12 protein-coding genes are annotated in these 16744 nt (G+C 63.0%); 1 reads left to right on the top strand and 11 read right to left on the bottom strand.

Features of this window, described 5'->3' with window-relative positions; translation table 11 throughout:
• Positions 1 to 128 precede the first annotated feature (128 nt).
• From GWC77_RS15500 to GWC77_RS15535, 8 genes are all read right to left on the bottom strand, one after another.
• Positions 129 to 1295, bottom strand: a complete 1167-nt coding sequence (locus GWC77_RS15500; protein ID WP_173258246.1) for a glycosyltransferase family 4 protein — start codon at positions 1293 to 1295, stop codon at positions 129 to 131.
• Positions 1292 to 2515, bottom strand: a complete 1224-nt coding sequence (locus GWC77_RS15505; RefSeq protein ID WP_173258248.1) for a glycosyltransferase family 4 protein — start codon at positions 2513 to 2515, stop codon at positions 1292 to 1294. Before GWC77_RS15505 ends, GWC77_RS15500 begins: the two co-directional genes overlap by 4 nt.
• Positions 2512 to 3999 carry a glucose-6-phosphate isomerase gene (locus GWC77_RS15510; RefSeq protein ID WP_173258250.1) on the bottom strand — a complete coding sequence of 496 codons (1488 nt, stop codon included), beginning with the start codon at positions 3997 to 3999 and terminating at the stop codon, positions 2512 to 2514. The genes GWC77_RS15505 and GWC77_RS15510 overlap by 4 nt, the downstream gene beginning before the upstream one ends.
• Positions 3996 to 4919 carry a glycosyltransferase family 2 protein gene (locus GWC77_RS15515; protein WP_173258252.1) on the bottom strand — a complete coding sequence of 308 codons (924 nt, stop codon included), beginning with the start codon at positions 4917 to 4919 and terminating at the stop codon, positions 3996 to 3998. Before GWC77_RS15515 ends, GWC77_RS15510 begins: the two co-directional genes overlap by 4 nt.
• Positions 4916 to 7162, bottom strand: a complete 2247-nt coding sequence (locus GWC77_RS15520; protein WP_173258254.1) for a polysaccharide biosynthesis tyrosine autokinase — start codon at positions 7160 to 7162, stop codon at positions 4916 to 4918. Before GWC77_RS15520 ends, GWC77_RS15515 begins: the two co-directional genes overlap by 4 nt.
• A gap of 4 nt (positions 7163 to 7166) precedes the next feature.
• A complete protein-coding gene (locus GWC77_RS15525; RefSeq protein ID WP_173258256.1) occupies positions 7167 to 8345 on the bottom strand; it encodes a polysaccharide biosynthesis/export family protein in 1179 nt (392 codons plus the stop codon).
• 18 nt (positions 8346 to 8363) lie between these two features.
• Positions 8364 to 9785 carry a UDP-glucose/GDP-mannose dehydrogenase family protein gene (locus tag GWC77_RS15530; protein ID WP_173258258.1) on the bottom strand — a complete coding sequence of 474 codons (1422 nt, stop codon included), beginning with the start codon at positions 9783 to 9785 and terminating at the stop codon, positions 8364 to 8366.
• 73 nt (positions 9786 to 9858) lie between these two features.
• The gene (locus GWC77_RS15535) at positions 9859 to 11250 is read right to left on the bottom strand and encodes an undecaprenyl-phosphate glucose phosphotransferase (RefSeq protein ID WP_173258260.1); all 1392 of its coding nucleotides are present in this window, start codon (positions 11248 to 11250) and stop codon (positions 9859 to 9861) included.
• Between the two features lie 396 nt (positions 11251 to 11646).
• On the opposite strand from GWC77_RS15535, the gene GWC77_RS15540 reads away from it, so the two are divergent.
• Positions 11647 to 13137, top strand: a complete 1491-nt coding sequence (locus GWC77_RS15540; protein WP_173258321.1) for a mannose-1-phosphate guanylyltransferase/mannose-6-phosphate isomerase — start codon at positions 11647 to 11649, stop codon at positions 13135 to 13137.
• Positions 13138 to 13260: 123 nt separating this feature from the next.
• On the opposite strand, the gene GWC77_RS15545 is transcribed toward GWC77_RS15540, so the two are convergent.
• The 3 genes from GWC77_RS15545 to GWC77_RS15555 all read right to left on the bottom strand — a co-directional run bounded on the left by GWC77_RS15545 (position 13261) and on the right by GWC77_RS15555 (position 16736).
• Positions 13261 to 14262: a transposase gene (locus tag GWC77_RS15545; RefSeq protein WP_254366982.1), complete on the bottom strand. Its 1002-nt coding sequence runs from the start codon at positions 14260 to 14262 to the stop codon at positions 13261 to 13263.
• Between the two features lie 518 nt (positions 14263 to 14780).
• The gene (locus tag GWC77_RS15550; protein ID WP_173258262.1) at positions 14781 to 15362 is read right to left on the bottom strand and encodes a DUF3501 family protein; all 582 of its coding nucleotides are present in this window, start codon (positions 15360 to 15362) and stop codon (positions 14781 to 14783) included.
• 36 nt (positions 15363 to 15398) lie between these two features.
• Entirely contained in the window at positions 15399 to 16736 is a 1338-nt protein-coding gene (locus GWC77_RS15555; RefSeq protein WP_173258264.1) for a heterodisulfide reductase-related iron-sulfur binding cluster, read from the bottom strand.
• Positions 16737 to 16744 lie beyond the last annotated feature (8 nt).

A 16744-nucleotide genomic window follows, 5' to 3' on the forward strand; every position in this document is an offset into this window, starting at 1 on the left:
AATGCTGCAGAAGTATGACGAATTAAACCGAATTGCCGTTCTTATTTTTTCTCTTTATCGGCAATTCTGGACATTTACTTGTGAATATCAGAAACAGCCAAGCTACTCGCTCCTGCTGTTTTCATCGCTTAAAGCGGTCCTTCCTTCACGGCCTCGCGATAGACCTCGGCCACGCGCCGCGCAATCACCGAATTGTCGAAGTTGGCCATGGCGAAGTCACGGCAACGCCGCGCATCGGGCAACTTCAGCTTGCCGGAGAGCGCGTCGGTCAGACCCTCCGCGATGGCCTCGGCTCCCGTCGAACGCAAGATGAGATCGCTCGACAAGCCAGCCACGACTTCCGGCAGTCCACCAACGGGCGTAACGAGTACGGGCGTGCCTGCGGCGAGCGATTCGACCGTAATGAGGCCGAAGCCCTCGAGCGCGACGGTGGGCACGACGCTGATCGTCGCTGCCCGGTAGAGCTCGGCTAAACGGTCGTCAGGCACGAAGCCCAGCAGCTTGACGTCGTTGCCCAGGCCGTGTTCGTCGATCCGGGCTTGCAGTTCGCCCGAGAGCCGGCCCTTGCCGGCGATCAGCAGCATGGCGTCCGGCCCGCGCTGTGCCTTGATGCGCGCTATCGCATCGATGAGATCTTCGAGGCCCATGCGCCGCACCAGCCGGCGCACCGCCACGACGATCGGCCGATCCTGGGGCAGTTGCAATCGGGCCCGGGCCCGCGAGCGCGAGATATCGATGTCGAAACGGGCCACATCCACACAGCCGGGCACCACACGCACGCGCTCGGGCGCCACGCCGTAGCGCGAGGTCAGAATCTGTCCGAATGCCTCGGACAGCACGATGAAGCGCGTCGAACGCGCATAGACGCTGCGCTCGAGCCAGTGTTTTGCGCGCTGCCCCAGTGTGGCGGCACCTTCGACACCGCTTTCGTCAGCCCACGGCCCCTGAAAATGCGAGACACGCGCGATGTCGCGCGCCACATCGAGCCCAGGCCACGTATAAAGGGCGAAATGCGACGAGATGACATCGGGCCGCTCGACGTTGATCGCGTGCGCGAACGCCTTGCGTGCGGCCATCAGGCGTAACGGCAACGCGAGCGCGGCGGAGCCGAAACCGCGAATCGCGCCGTCGGTATCGTGCTCGACGCGCGGGGAACCGGCCACCATTCCGCGCACCGAAACGCCCGCGCCCGGCAAAGCGTTCACGAGCGAGTAATACATCCGATCCAGCCCCCCTTCCCGCTCGGGAAACCAGTGCATGCCGATCTGCAACGACTTGATGGCACTTTGACTCATTTCGAATCGCCCCCTTCGCTCGGCACCCAACGCGCACCGGGATGCGCATCGTCGATACCGCGCCCGGCACCGTTGCCGGCCTCGCTAGCTTTCGCGCGTAGTACGCGGCGATAAATATCCATATAACGCGCCCCCATACGCGACCATCCGAACTCCCGCGCCACGCGCCCCGCCGCCACGCCCATCGAACAGGCCAGACGCACATCCCCCGCGAGCCGGGCCACCGCTCGGGCAAGCGCCGCGCTGTCGTCCGGATCGTCGAGCACGATGCCGCACTCGGCCGTGATGATCTCCGCGCCACCCGCCGTGCGTGCGGTCACCACGGGCAGGCTCGCCGCCATCGCTTCCAGCAGCGACAGGCTCATCGCCTCGTATCGCGACGGAAACACGTACGCATCGACGCAGCGCATGAGGCCGGGCACGTCCTCCACGAAATCGAGAAAGTGCACACGGTCGGCCACGCCGAGCGCGCGCGCTTCATCCGGATACGGACTGCCCTTCACGCGCCCCGCAACGACCACGTGAACGCGCTCGGGCAACTGCTTCAGCGCGCGCAGCACGGTGCCCAGGTTCTTGCGCGGCGTACGCAAATCGCCGGCGAACAGCAGCAAAAACGCATCGTCCGGCAAACCGAAGCGTTGCCGGGACCCCGAGGCATGCTCGAACGTTTCGTTGTCGACACCGTTATGGACGACCTCGATCTTCTCGTCGGGCACACCCGCGTTGCGCAATTCGTCGGCCACTTTTTCGGAAACGGCGGCGACCACGCTCGAACGTCGGTACGCCCACCGTTCGAGGTGGGCGTTCAAGCGGGTATAGATGGCTTGATAGGCCGAGCGCGGACCGCCCATGAGCCGGAACGGATAGTAAGGACTCTTCAACCAACCGCTGTGCACGAAATGCGACGTGTTGACGTCCGCTTGCGCCCAGGCGATGAAGCCGTTCACATGCAGCAGGTCGTATTCGTCGCGATGCGCATTGAGCCACTTGGCGCTTTTCAACGCGAAGAGTTGGTGGCGCAGCAAGGCACCCGGCCAGATGCGGCCGATCTCGATCGGTATCCACCGCACGCGCGGATGTTCGAGCAGCGAAGGCGCCACGTGAGAGGCGACGAGCGTCACGGCGCATCCTTCGGCCAGCGCCGCGCGCGCCACTTCGTAATTGACGCGTCCCTGGCCGTCGTTGTGACGGACGGAATGCGTGACGATTGCTAGTCTCATGGCGTCAATGCCTCGCTGACGAAGGAGGGGGCGAACCGCATCCTCGCATGCTGACGCTGCATCTTTCGCCAGTGCGCAGCCGCGATCAGCGAGGCCATGCTCGTATAGAGCAGCAAACCGCCGGTACTGACGAGAGAATTGGTGAACACGAGCATCGCGCACATCGAACATGCAAGCGCAAGACAGGCGGCAGCGAACTTGTCGTCCTTGAGCGCGAACGACGCCCGCAGGGTACGCGCCAGCAACCAGCCGATGCCGGACAAGTAGAGCAGCGTGCCGGGCCAGCCGAGCACGAATGGAATGTTCATCACGCCACTATCGAAATTGCCGTATTTGCCGAGTTGATTGTCGGACTGCGTGAGCTTCGTGGAAGTACCGGTCGCGCCGAGCCCCATCCCCGCGATATTCGTGAATGCCGTCTCGGCGAAAGTCGCATAGAACTGGTTGCGCTCGGCATAGCTGTGATCGTCGTGCAGATTCGTGATCGTCTCCAGCCGCGCCTGCAAGCGGTCGGCAACCGGACCGATCGCCAAAAGCGGCATGGACAGAGCCGCCAGCACGGCCAGTCCGAGAATCGTGCGAACGCGCGTCCGGTTGCTCGACTTGGCGAGCTGGATGACGAGTGCGATCACCCAGCCGCCCCAGGTCGAACGCACGAGACACAATCCGAACGATGCGAAGCCCGCCGCGGCGGCAGCCCAGCGCAAGCGCTGCGTCGCCGCCGGCACGAGCACGAGCGCACCCATCATTGCGAACGCGAAAGGCCCGGACGAGTTCATCGTGCTGAACACGCGCACGCCGTAGCGGACGGGATCGCCCTCAGAGTTCATCTGCGAGCCGATCATCCACATCGCATCCCACGGCGGCATCAGAAAGAACTGAACGATGCCGTAGACGCCCATGACGAGCATGCCCCAGACGAAGGTCGAGACGATGACTTGCCGGTACTGCGGAAAATCGCGGGCATTGGCGATGATGTGCATGCCGATCAGCACCGGATACATCCAGTTCGCGAGGTCGTAAGTCGCCGCGAAAAACCCGACCGATGTCATACCGACGATGTACGCATAGCCGATGCCGAGCAAGATCAGCAGCATCGGCAAACCGCGCCAACTTCCAAGCAGCCGATAGCGCCGGATCAGGACAAAACCGGAGATCATCGTCACTGCGACGGGCGCAACCTGCACGATGCTCGTGGGCGTAAATGCGCCCTTGAAGTAATCGGCAAGCCGCCGTACCTCGGGGCTCAGAAACCACATCCACCAGACGAAGCCGACGTAGCGCGCCGGACTCTTGAAATACAGCCAGAGGCCGACCGCGGTCGAGAGCGCCGGAAATGCAAGCGTGAGCAACGCGCCCTGGTGCGCCGCGCACAGCGCGAGCGTAGCCAGCACGAGCAGCGCCTGCGGCAGCCAGTGCTTGGCGTCCGTACTGAAAAAGCGCCCCGATGCGCCCTGCCGGGCAGTGGCCGCGGCAAACGTCACGGCGTCACCTTGCGCGCTTCGCGCGCGCCGAGGCGTGCCGCGCGCCAGCGCTCGCGCACGGTCGCGCCGTTCTTCGAAACGAGTGCGAGCAACGGATGCACGAGGCCCGGGTAGACGCGCGTACCGACGAGGGTCCACCACCACCACGCGAGCATGCGCTGCATCGGCGGCAAATACTCGCGCAACGTCAGATGCAGGTTGTACGCGGCGTTGCAAATCGAGATCGCCGATTGCGTATGGCGCTGATCCTCGCCGATACGCGGCGCGGGGTAATGATCGACGGCGACTTGCGGGTCGTACATCACCTTCCATCCCGCCCGCTTCACGCGCATGCTGAATGCCATGTCGTTGTGCACCTGCGCGCCCGAGCCGCGCAAGCGCTCGTCGAAGCGAATGCCGTGAACCGCCGCGCGCCGGTAGCTCATATTGACGCCCTTGAGCAGATCGACCTCGCGCGCGCCGCCTACGCCGAGATGATGATTGCCGATGATCTTGCCGGTCAGCAAAATCCTGCCGACGTCCTCGCGCCGGCCGTCGAGCAACTGACCGCGCTCGTGCACCCAGTCGCGCCCGCCGAGCGCCCCGAGCTTAGGCTCGGCGGCGAATGCGGCCTCGATGCGCTGCAACCAGTCCCGGTGCGGCGCGGCGTCGTCGTCGGTAATGGCGATGATGTCGCCCGTCGATTTTTCGAGGCCGAGATTCAGCGCCGCGACGAGCCCCTTGACTTCGACGATCACGCATTCGAGCGGGAGCGCGCCGGTCACTCCCGGCTCCGCCAGAACGGTATGCGTGACATAGTCGTCGGGTCTCACGACGACGACGACTTGATCGGCCGGCCGCACCTGTTGCTGCAGCGCCTTGAGACACCGCGCGAGATCGTCGGGCCGGCGATAAGAGGGAACGAGCACAGTCAGCTTCATGCGTTCAGATACTCCTGGACCGCCGCGTAGCCCGCGCGCGAGAAGCTGCGTGAGCGAGGCGGCACTGCGTTGAAGATACCGCCCTGAACCTGTACGCCAGCCGTCGCGAGCCGCTTGAGCGACGCCGCGATATCGGACTCGGCATGCACGCCCGAGCGCAATACGACAAAAGAGGCGCCGGCATGCGCGGCTATGATCGACGCATCGGTCACGGCCAGCAGCGGCGGGGTATCGATCAGCACCACGTCATAGCGTTTGCCCAATGCGTCGAGGTAGCTTTGCAGGTTCGACGACATCAACAGCTCGGAGGGATTGGTCGGCCGCGTACCGCTCGGGATGAAATCGAGCCCGGGCACGGGCGTCTTGCGCACCGCCTCTTCGACGGAGATCTGCCCGGACAGCATTTCGGACAGTCCTGCCTGCAGGCCCCCGCCGAAGTACTCGTGCAGCGTGCCGCGCCGCATGTCGGCATCGATTGCCAGCACGCGCTTGCCCGAATCCGCGAACAGCACGGCGAGGTTGGCGGTCATGAACGTCTTGCCGATACCGGGCGAAGGCCCCGTAAGCAGCAACACATTGTTCCTCGCCTCGACGAGCGTGAACTGCATCGAGGTACGCAGGCTGCGCAGGCTTTCGATGCAGGTATCGTTCGGCCTTGCGAGCGCAAGAATCGGGCGGGCACCCTTACGATGCCGCAGATAAGCCGCATCGAGCCGCTCCGCCTCCGTGCTCGACGGCACGAGCCCATACAACGGCAGGCCGCACGCGCGCTCGACGCGCTCCGGATCGTCGATGCCCTTGAGCAGATTGCGGCGCATGAAGACGACACCGGTGCCGGCGATGAGGCCCAGCATCGTCGCCGCCGAGAGAATGAGCGCCTTTTTCGGCTTCGTCGGATCGCCCGGACGCAGTGCGGCATCGATCAGATGGACGTTGCCGCCCGTGCCGGCTTTTTGAACCTGCAACTCCTGCACACGGTTGAGCAGCAATTCGTAAATGTCCTCGGCCACCTTTGCATCGCGCTTCAATGCGACGCCCTTCACTTCCGCGGCCGGCAGGTTGCGAAAACGCGAAGAGAATCCGTCGCGATCGGCCTTCAGCCGCGCGAGCTGCTGCTCGGCTGCAATGATGGCCGGGTGACTCGGGCCATAGCGCTGGTGGAGCTGGTCGATCTGCAATTGCAGCGCCGAAATTTGCTGCTCGTACTGGATGCTGCCTTCGAGGTAGCTCTTCGCCTCGTCACTCGGATTGATCGAACCCGATTGCGTCTGATAGGCGCTCAGTGCCGCCTCGGAGCGTTCGAGATCGGCTTTCAGGCGCGGCGCTTCGCTCTCGAGAAAATCTAGCATCTTGACGGCGTCGGCCTGCCGCGCGCTCGTATATTCCCGCAGGTACGACTGCGCCACGGCATTCGCGAGTTGCGCGGCGCGTTCGGGGCTTTTGTCCTGCGTGGAGATCTGGATCACGCCGGTTTGCTTGCCCTGCTCCTGCACATCGAGCGCGAGCTGAAAACCGCTGATCGCATCGAGGTCGTTCGAGCGTACGACGGTGAACCGCGTGCCGGGCAGCGCCACGAGCTGCTTGACGAGCATCGTCACACCGCCGCCCGAGGCCATGCGGCCCACTTCGCCATCGAGCAGCAGGTTGCCCTGCTGGTCGCGCAGCGTGTAGTGATCGCCGCCCGTCACTGTCATCGTCAGTTTTTTCCCCTCGAGCGCGGGCGTGACTTGAAGCGAATCCACGTCCGCGATCTCGCCGCCCCAGGCATAGGAAGACAGGCCAAACCAGGGCTTGCCCGGCTGCCCGGACGAAGCAAGACGCTCGGCAATTGCGCCGAGCACGGGGAACGTCTTCGGCGTCACCGAATAGTTGAGCTTGAACTGCTCGACCACCGGGGCGACCACGCCACGGCTCTTGATGATTTCGATCTCGGCATCGGTCGGCAGCGACGTCGATGCGCCCCCGCCCGCCGCTCCGCCGTTCGAATTCTGCGTGAGTCCCTGCGTGGCACTGCTCGGCGCCTCCACGCGAACGTGCGCATCGGCCGAATAGATCGGTTTGGCGAGAAAACAGTAGAGCGCCGCCAAGCCGATGATGGCTGCGGCAACGCCGATCAGCCAGCCGATATCGTCGAGCACGACGTGCAGCAGCTGCCCGAGCACGACATCGTCTTCGTCGGATTGAAAAGCCGTCGGTAGCGGCGGTGCGATCGATTGGGCCAGAATGCTTGAGCTCGTCTTCATAGCGTCACTTCGTCAGCTGCTTCGTGAAAAAGATCGTCTGGAGTGTCGGCAGGATTTGCTGCATCACGCGGTTGAACTGCACCGCGGCGGACGTGCCGACGTAGACGACATCGAAGGGTTGCAACGGGAACTGCGTCGACAGCAACAACGCATCGGGCTGCGTCATATCGAGCCGATAGATTTCGGGTGAGTTCGGATGCGCGCGCATGCCGCGGATCACATAGATCTGGCGCGGATTCGCGTCGGTATCGAGAATGCCGCCCGCCGTCGTCAACGAATCGGCCACCGTCAGCGAGCCGCGGATCAGCTGCACCGCGGTGGGCTGCTTTACTTCGCCCATCACGAAGACGCGGCTGTCGGTACGGTCCGGAATGTTGACGATGTCGCCGTCCTGAAGCATGACGTTTTGCGAAACCTCGCCGCGATCCAGCAAGCCATTCGCGTCGAGCGAATAGGACTTCCCGCCGCGCGTCAGGCGCACGCGCTGCAAGTCGGCGTTATCGGTCGCCCCACCCGAGCGCGTGATCGCATCGACGAGCGTGAGCGGCACATCCGTAATGGCCAGGGGCCCGGGCGAACGCACGTCGCCCGTGACCTGCACGCGCTGCGAGCGGTAGGCGAGCACCCGCAGATCGAGCTGCGGATTGTGGATATACGGCGTGAGCGCGGCGGCGAGCCGATCGCGAACCTGCTGCGGCGTTTGGCCGGCCACGTGAACGCGGCCGACGAATGGAAAGAAGATCGAACCGTCCGACGAGACGGTCTGCCCGTAAGGGTCCGCCTGTCCGGGCAGCGCGGTGGTGTAAGGCTGAGCGAGTGCGCCCGCGATGGTCTGCGTCGTATTGCCGCCCGAGGAGAACGACGTGCCTTGCGGCGTCGTCAGCTCCGGGTGATCCCAAACCGTAATGCCGAGGATGTCCTGCGGCCCGATGTGATAGCTGTACTGCTTGAGACTCGGGAAGCGCGATTCGGGCAACGGCCGCGGCGTGGCCTGCTGCGCCGCGACGAGCTCGGCGATGGTCTGCGCGGTGACGCGATGGACTTCGTACGTCGGCGCCGAGCCGCTCGGCTCCTCTTCGTGCAGATGCGAGGTGTCGAGCGCATTGCCCGGCGCGACGGCGCAGCCGGCCAGAAGCGACGCGACAAGTGCGATGGCGGTCAGGGAAAGAAGGCTACGATTCATGGATTCGCGGGCGTGTACTCAAGCGGAATAGGCAGCAACCGAGCCGCCGGGTCGTTTCGAACGCGCCGCTGCCGCTGTGGCATCGGGGCGTCCAATGGAGTGGTATTCGATGCCGGCTTCGGCCAGCGCAAGCGGGTCGTAAAGGTTGCGCCCGTCGAAGACCACGGCTTGCTTGAGCAGACGCTTTAACGCATCGAAGTCAGGGCTCTTGAACGCCTTCCACTCCGTCAGAACGACCAGCGCATCGGAGCCGCTTACCGCGGCCATCTGGTCGTCGACGAGCGAAAGGCGGCCAAGCGCCCCGGCGTCGTCGCGCAGATCGGACGCGAACGCGCGCTTCGCTTCGGTCATCGCGACCGGATCGTAAGCCACGACGCGTGCACCGCGCGCAAGCAACGCCGCGATCAACACGCGGCTCGGCGCTTCGCGCATGTCGTCGGTCTCCGGCTTGAACGCGAGCCCCCACACGCCGAACGTGTGACCGCTCAGGTCTTCCCCGAAACGAGCGACGATCTTGCGCGCGAGCACCTGCTTTTGCGCGGCATTGACGGCCGATACGGCCTGCAGGATCTGCAGCGACTGCCCGCTTTCCTGCGCGGTGCGAACGAGCGCGTGCACGTCCTTCGGAAAACAGGAGCCGCCGTAGCCGCAGCCGGCATACAGGAAGTGATAGCCGATGCGCGGATCGGAACCGATGCCGCGGCGCACGGCATCGATGTCGGCGCCGACGCGCTCGGCGAGATTGGCGAGCTCGTTCATGAACGAAATGCGCGTGGCCAGCATCGCATTGGCGGCGTACTTCGTGAACTCGGCCGAGCGCACGTCCATGTTGAGCGTGCGCTCGTGATTGCGATTGAAAGGCGCATAAAGGCGCTTCATCAGCTCGCGCGCGCGTTCGCCGGGCATATCGTCATCGCAGCCGATGACGATGCGATCGGGCCGCGTGAAGTCCTCGATGGCCGCGCCCTCCTTGAGAAATTCGGGATTGGAGACCACCGAAAACAGCACGTCCTCGCGGCGCAGCTTCAGTTGCTCGGCGATCGTCTCGCGCACGCGCTCGGCCGTGCCCACGGGCACCGTCGATTTGTCGACGACGACGGTGAAGCCCTTCATGTATCGGCCGATGTCGCGAGCGGCCGCGAGCACATATTGCAGATCGGCCGAGCCGTCTTCGTCGCTCGGCGTGCCGACGGCGATGAAGATTGCGTCGCCGTGCTCGATCGCGGGACGCACCTCGGTCGTAAACGACAGCCTGCCCGCCGCGCGATTGCGCGCGACGATCTCGCGCAGGCCCGGCTCGTGAATCGGCATACCGCCCGATTCGAGGACGTCGATACGGTTCTTGTCGACGTCGAAGCAGCAGACGTCGTTACCGATGTCGGCAAGACATGCGCCTGTCACAAGACCGACGTATCCGCAGCCGATGATGGTCACGTTCATGTTTCGATGGCCTCAAGAAAAAACGAAGAAAACGTTGGACGCCACGCCGCAAGCCGGCATGGCCCGATTCGGATCAATAGGCGTTGCTGCCGGCAAAACCCTTCCACAGCGTGAGCACCACGATCTTGATGTCGAACCAGAACGTCCAGTTCTGGATGTAGTACAGGTCCAGCTTGACGCGCCCGCTCATCTTTTCGATGCGGTCGGTCTCGCCGCGAAAGCCGTGAATCTGCGCCCAGCCCGTGATGCCGGGCTTGATGCGATACCGGAACATGTAACCGTTGACGAGATCCTTGTAGAGATCGTCGTGCTCGAGTGCATGAGGGCGCGGACCGACCACGGACATCTCGCCCTTTAGCACGTTGATGAACTGCGGCAGCTCGTCGAGACTCGTACGCCGCAAGAAGCGCCCGACGCGCGTGATGCGCGGATCGTGCCGCGTCGCCTGCGTCACCTTGCCTTGCACCTCCTTGTGCACCTTCATCGTCCGGAACTTGTAGATCTCGAACGTATCGCCGTCGGCGCCCAAACGCCGCTGCCGGAAGAAAACCGGCCCCGGCGAGGACAATTTCACGAGCGCCGCGATGACGAGCATGAGCGGCGCAAGAACGATCAACGCAGCGAGCGCGAACATCCGGTCGAAGACGAGCTTCGGCCACGCACGCACATCGCCGAGCGGCGAGGCCGCCAGGTTGATGGCCGGCACGCCTAGCAAATCGACGACCTCCTGATTCAGCAACGTGAGACTGCTCACGTCGGGAATGAACCGGATGTTCACGAACTCGTGCTTCAACGCCGTGACGATTCGATGGATGGTCGGCTCCCGGGACATCGGCAATGCCAGCCAAAGCTCACGCACCTCCTTGCGCTTCACGAGATCGATGAGTTCGTCGAAGTCGTACTTGAGCGGCACACCACCAACGGTGCGGCCGGCTTGCGCGCGATGCAGCTCATCGGGCTCGTCGTCGAAAACGCAAACGGGTGCAAAACCAGCCTCGGGCCGGGCCTTCATACGCTCGATAAGAAATGTCGCGTAAGGCCCCTTGCCGACGATCGCAACGGACTTCAGGTTGAACCCCTGCCGGCGCAGACGCTTCAGCGTCGTATAAACCAGCGCTTTCATCGCCAACAGCAAAGCGACCGTCGTGCACGCCCAAAAGGCAAGCCACGTACGCGACAGCGCGTCGACACGATGCACGCTGAAGCTCATCAGCACGCCGGTCGCCTCCACGATCAGCCACGCGAGCGCCGTGCGCCACAACAGGTCGTTGAGCGGCTTGCCGCGCCACGAACGATAAATTCCGAGCGCCGGAAACAAGACGACGACGAGCATGTCGTCGAACGCCATGGCGATGCTCTGCGTGTCGCTGAGCCACACCGGGTGCCCTGCATGCAGCGCGGCGGCGGCGAACGCGCCCAGGCTCGCCAGCGCCACATCGATCATCCGGGAGAGAAGGCCCAGCATCGCAACACCTCGATTTCAGCCGTGTATTCATGGGCATCCATCAAGCGCTATCAAAAAGAACTGGGCAAGCAGACGAATATTCAAAAATATTTCAGAGGGGTTTTCCGGATTATTTTTCGATTTTTTTATTGATCGCGCCGCGGCAGTCGTCATATTTCGATGGCCAATCGCCCCTTGACGCCGGCCGAACGTCTGCCTCCCTCCCTCCTATCGTCGCTTGTCGCTCGTTTTGCGCCGCTCCGTCAGCGGACGCACGCGTTTTATTGTCGATTTCTTGCTGCCACACTTGCCTCATCGAATTCACCTCAAGTGGAGGCTCAAATGACCACGCCGATCGCCACCGTCGACGCAGATACAGCGGCCGCCCCGGTGATAAGAGCTGCGCCGCCATCGCCGATGGCGCATACGCGGTTCAAGATACAACCCGTCATTCTGGCCGGGGGCTCGGGCACGCGTTTGTGGCCCATGTCGCGCGAACAATATCCCAAGCAATTGATCGAGCTGCTCGGAGACGAATCGCTGCTGCAATCGACGGCGCACCGCCTCGACGGCCTCGAATCGGACTTTGCCCTCTCCGATCGGATCATGGTCGTGTGCGGCGACGATCATCGCTTCACCACCGCCGATCAACTTAGCGCGCGCGGCGTCAATGCGCGTATCGTGCTCGAACCGCTCGGTCGCGACACCGCGCCCGCACTGACCATCGCGGCGCTCGATGCACTCGCGCAAGCAGGCGTTGATGCCGACGCGTTGATCGTCGCCATGCCAGCCGATCATGCCATCGCCGATCCCGAGAGCTTTCGCCGTGCCATCGCAAGCGCCGTGCGCTATGCGGCCAGGGGCATGGTCGCGACGCTCGGCATCGTGCCGACGGCAGCGGAGACCGGCTACGGCTACCTGCGACTTGGCGAGCCGATCGAAGACGACGCCGAGGTAAATACGCAAGGTCTCGCCGCACGCGCGCTCGCCCGCTTCGTCGAGAAGCCCGATCTCGAGCTCGCGGAACGGTACGTCGCGTCGGGCGAGTATTGGTGGAACAGCGGGATCTTCGTCGTGCGCGCCTCGACCTGGCTGCACGCACTGGCTCGGTTCGAGCCTGCCATCTATGAAGCGTGCGCAGATGCGCATGCGCGCGGCTGCCTGGACGGGGAGTTCTTCCGTCTCGATCGCGACGCGTTCGCCGCGTCGCCTTCCAATTCCATCGACTATGCCGTCATGGAGCGCCTCGCCGGCGACGCGACGTCGCCGCGCGGCGTAGCCGTGCCGCTCGCCGCCGGATGGTCGGACGTCGGCTCCTGGAGCGCACTCTGGCAAATCCTGCCCAAGGACGACAGCGGCAACGTGGCCCGCGGCCGCGTCCTCTTCGAAGACTCGCAAGAAACGCTCGCTCACTCAGAGGGCAGACTCGTCGCGTGCGTCGGCACGCGCGATCTCATCGTCGTCGAGACCGCGGATGCGGTGCTCGTCGCGGACAAATCGCATGTGCAAGACGTCAAGAAAGTCGTCTCGCGGCTTCGTGCCGAAAGCGGCACGGAAGCGTCTGTCCACCGAAAAGTGCATCGTCCGTGGGGTTACTACGACTCCATCGATGCGGGGGAACGCTTCCAGGTCAAGCGCATCGTCGTGAAGCCCGGTGCGCAACTATCGCTGCAGATGCATCACCATCGCGCCGAGCACTGGATCGTCGTGCGCGGGACAGCCCGCGTCACGCGCGACGGCGAATCGTTCCTGCTTTCGGAGAACGAATCGACTTATATCCCGCTCGGCACGACGCACCGCCTAGAGAATCCCGGCAAGGTACCGCTCGAGATCATCGAAGTACAATCGGGCGCCTACCTCGGCGAAGACGACATCGTCCGTTTCGACGATACGTACGGACGCCAATAATCTCGGCCGCCGCGGGCGGCAAAGTCGAACAGAAAGCGGGCCAGCGATGGCCCGCTTTCCTTTTGTCGGCTCCCACGGGACCTGCTTTCAGCCAGGCGCGTCCTGCACTGCATTCGCTGGAACTTATCCCCGATAGTTGACGACAGGCGTCAGCAGCTCCAAATGCCCTTCAGGGTACGGCAGCCAGTCGAGCGCGCGGCGCCCCACGGCCGAGTCGAGCCTACGCGCAATGGATGGAGCGATGGCCGACAGCGGCGCGGGCAGCGGTCTTGCGGCGGCGTCCTTCGCTTCGCCACGCTGAGCGGGATCGCCGCACGGTGATGGATCGAGTGCATCCTCGCTCGATGCGGCCGCCTCTGCAGCGCTGGCCGCCACGGAGGCGCTCGACTGGCGATCGATCCAATCGCGCGCCCATTCGAGCGCATGGCGTTCCGCGCGCTCGTGATCCTCGAAGCGAGGGCCGATCAGCCCCGAGCGCTCGATCCGTTTGCCGTCCTTGGCGATTTCGGCCGAGGCACGATAGACGGGCGACGTTTGTCGCGTCACAGGCTGAGCCATCGCGCGGATGGTGTAGCCGCAGTAGTCGTCCGTGCGCTCATGCACTTCGCTCGCGCTGAACGAGGGCAGGCCCAGCGACCTGCGCTCATGCATGGCACGCAACGCATCGCCGGCTGTCTGCAAGGGCCGCGAAGCGGCGACCGGCAGATCGCCCGCGCGCTGCGTGCAACTGCCTGCGTTCTGCCACGACTCGGGGTTGGTCCAGAACACGCCGCGCAAGCGAGGCGACTCCTGCGCCGGTTCAGGTTTGGGCTCGGGCAACACAGCCGCCTGCGGCTGCGGCACATACGCGAACGCGCGCCCCCCTTCGGAGAGAATCGAGACCATCTCGAACAAAGTGCCGTCGGCGAGCCACTCATCGAAGCGGCGCCGGCACGTCGGCCCTGACGGATAGCGTGCCGGCAGCTTCGACCAGCGCTCCCCCGTCGTAAGAATCCACAATACCGCGTTCGCCACTACGCGGGTCTCGGCGCGAGGCCTGCCGCGTCGATGCGGATGAACAGGTTCGTCGGCCGCCAGCGCGGAAATTCGCGCCCACTCGTCGTCGCTCAACTCTTCAAAATACATATTCTTCTCCACGCAGCCTGGCCTGGCTGCGACGCTCGGCTCATGCGAACGATCATTCACAAGAGCCGCGGGTTGCACAAAATGATTGTTATTTTGGCTATAACGACCAAATCCGCACTGGTAAAGTGCGAATTTGCCCTCCGGTGAAGCGCAAGAGGGGGTCTCGCTCGTGCGTGGGAAAATATTGCAGAAAGCGTACCATCGACGCCTGCACCCTCTCTCGAATGCAAAGCTGAATCGATGCTATTCCGGGTTTCGATGAACCATACCGGGCACGCTGCTGCCAGCCCGCAATCATCAAAGAGTCGCTATCTTAGAATATTTTTGCGGCAGCGCAAACGCATAATGCGCTGCGATTACAAAAAAAACGAATTGTCGCATCTCATGCAATTTGCTTAGCATCCATGCACAAAAGCGTCATCTACCCAATCGGAATAAATTTCATCATTCGAGTCGGAATTATTTGCGCATTGCCGGGCACACGTGGCGCGCGGCTCGCGGCGGCGAGCCGTCTTCGCTCAGGTCAGATCGCCCGCCAGGGAAGCGGCGACATGCGATTCGATGCGGGCAACAGGGCTCGGATACGCGGAATGATCGCATCCGGCCGATAGTCCCGCACCGCTGCGCAGGCGCTCCTTCATCGACGCGGTGAACTCGAATCGCAGAAAATGGACCGCAGAAGTCTTTTCATCATTGGCTCGATCCATGTCTTCGTCCGCTATGGCGTAGACGCGCGGTTCGCCGTCGACCTGCAGAAACACGTGTGTTTCGATGCCGATGAGCCGCTTCAGCGCGGCCCGCCGCTCGACTTCGTTCTCATATTCGATCTGCATTGTAGCTTTCAAATTGCTTCCATCTGGAACAAGAGGTAAATAGGCTTCCAATTCGCCTCGAATTCCGTCCTCATCGAAAATCTTCTCGATGTGTAACATTTCATGAATCTGGTAGCGAATTGTTAATTCGTCCTCGAATATCAAGGTCAAATGATTGCCGATGCGAACCATGCGCTGCTTCTTATGTTCGATCACTTCGTCGCGCATTGACTTGCGTGCTTTTGCGTAGGCTTCGAGCGTCATCAGCGATTCTCTGGAAATAGTCATCGGCCAATTCCTTGCAAGAAAAGAAAGCACAGTCGTTTAAATGTCATATGCCTTGCGCAGCAGCGTCAGCGGATGGGCCAGCGGCGCACTGCCCAGCCCTGCCTCCTCGATGCCTTGCGCGATATGGTGCCCCGCAAGTTGGCAGTCCGAGGCAATGAAGGCCGGTTGAGGCTCCGCCATCGCCTTGAACACCGGGGCGCCGATTTTCATGGCGATGCGATGAAATTCCTTTTTGACGCCGAACGTGCCGGCATGCCCCGAGCAGCGTTCGACGATCTTGACCTCGGTGTCGGGCACGAGCGAGAGGGCGTCGTAAGTTTTACGCCCCAGGTTCTGTACGCGCCCGTGACAGGGCACATGGTAGGAAATCTTACCGAGCGCGCGCTTGAAGTCGGTCTTCAGCAAACCGTCGCGGTGGCGCGACACGAAGTACTCGAATGGATCCCAAAAGGCATCGCTGACCGCGCGAACCTCTTCGTCCTCCGGAAACATCAGCGGCAACTCGTGCTTGTACATGAGCACGCAGCTCGGAATCGCGGCCATGATGGCGTAGCCGTCGCGCGCATATCGCTCAAGCACAGGAATGTTCTTCGCCTTCTTCGCGGCCACGCCTTCGAGGTTGCCTTGCTCCAGTAACGGCATGCCGCAGCACGCTTCGCTCGCCACCAGCACATAGGGAATGTCGTTGTGCGCAAGCAGCGCCAACAGATCGTGGCCGATCCCCGGCTCGTTGAAGTTCACATAGCAGGTTGCATAGATCGCCACCTTGCCGGGCGTGCGTTCTCCGTCACGCACCGCGGTGCTGGGCGAAGGCTTGGCTGCGCCGCGAAACTTGCGCGGAGCGAATTCTGGCAGCCAGGCGTTCTTGTCGACGCCGAGCGCGGACTCGAGTACGCCGCGCGCGGGCTTCGACCGGTTCACGGCATTGACTGTCTGGGTCACCACGGGAATACCCGCGAAGTGGCCGAGCGCGTCCGTGCTCGAGAGCACCTTGTCGCGCAACGGCACTTCTCCCTTTTTGTACTTGGCCGCTTTCGCACGCAGCATCAGATGCGGGAAATCCACGTTCCACGGGTGAGGCGGCACGTACGGACACTTGGTCATGTAGCAGAGGTCGCACAGATAGCACTGATCGACCACTTTCGAGTACGACTGACGATCGACGTCGTGGGCTTCGCCCGAGTCGGTTTCGTCCACGAGATCGAACAGCGTCGGAAAGGCGCCGCACAACGACACACAGCGGCGACATCCCGCGCAGATATCGAAAACCCGCGCCAGTTCCTTGTCGATCGCTTCCTGATCGTAGAACGCTTCCGATTGCCAATCGAGCGGGTGTCGAATCGGCGCCTCCAGACTGCCTTCTTTATGCGGCATGAGGGCAT

This window comes from Paraburkholderia sp. NMBU_R16 (assembly GCF_013282575.1).
GTDB lineage: Bacteria > Pseudomonadota > Gammaproteobacteria > Burkholderiales > Burkholderiaceae > Trinickia.

Excerpts from the sequence above, each read along its gene's own strand:
- GWC77_RS15535 (WP_173258260.1), bottom strand. The coding sequence starts at position 11,250 with ATGCTGGGCCTTCTCTCCCGGATGATCGATGTGGCGCTGGCGAGCCTG.
- GWC77_RS15500 (WP_173258246.1), bottom strand. The coding sequence starts at position 1,295 with ATGAGTCAAAGTGCCATCAAGTCGTTGCAGATCGGCATGCACTGGTTT.
- GWC77_RS15550 (WP_173258262.1), bottom strand. The coding sequence starts at position 15,362 with ATGACTATTTCCAGAGAATCGCTGATGACGCTCGAAGCCTACGCAAAA.
- GWC77_RS15545 (WP_254366982.1), bottom strand. The coding sequence starts at position 14,262 with ATGTATTTTGAAGAGTTGAGCGACGACGAGTGGGCGCGAATTTCCGCG.
- GWC77_RS15530 (WP_173258258.1), bottom strand. The coding sequence starts at position 9,785 with ATGAACGTGACCATCATCGGCTGCGGATACGTCGGTCTTGTGACAGGC.
- GWC77_RS15505 (WP_173258248.1), bottom strand. The coding sequence starts at position 2,515 with ATGAGACTAGCAATCGTCACGCATTCCGTCCGTCACAACGACGGCCAG.
- GWC77_RS15555 (WP_173258264.1), bottom strand. The coding sequence starts at position 16,736 with ATGCCGCATAAAGAAGGCAGTCTGGAGGCGCCGATTCGACACCCGCTC.
- GWC77_RS15520 (WP_173258254.1), bottom strand. The coding sequence starts at position 7,162 with ATGAAGACGAGCTCAAGCATTCTGGCCCAATCGATCGCACCGCCGCTA.
- GWC77_RS15515 (WP_173258252.1), bottom strand. The coding sequence starts at position 4,919 with ATGAAGCTGACTGTGCTCGTTCCCTCTTATCGCCGGCCCGACGATCTC.
- GWC77_RS15540 (WP_173258321.1), top strand. The coding sequence starts at position 11,647 with ATGGCGCATACGCGGTTCAAGATACAACCCGTCATTCTGGCCGGGGGC.
- GWC77_RS15525 (WP_173258256.1), bottom strand. The coding sequence starts at position 8,345 with ATGAATCGTAGCCTTCTTTCCCTGACCGCCATCGCACTTGTCGCGTCG.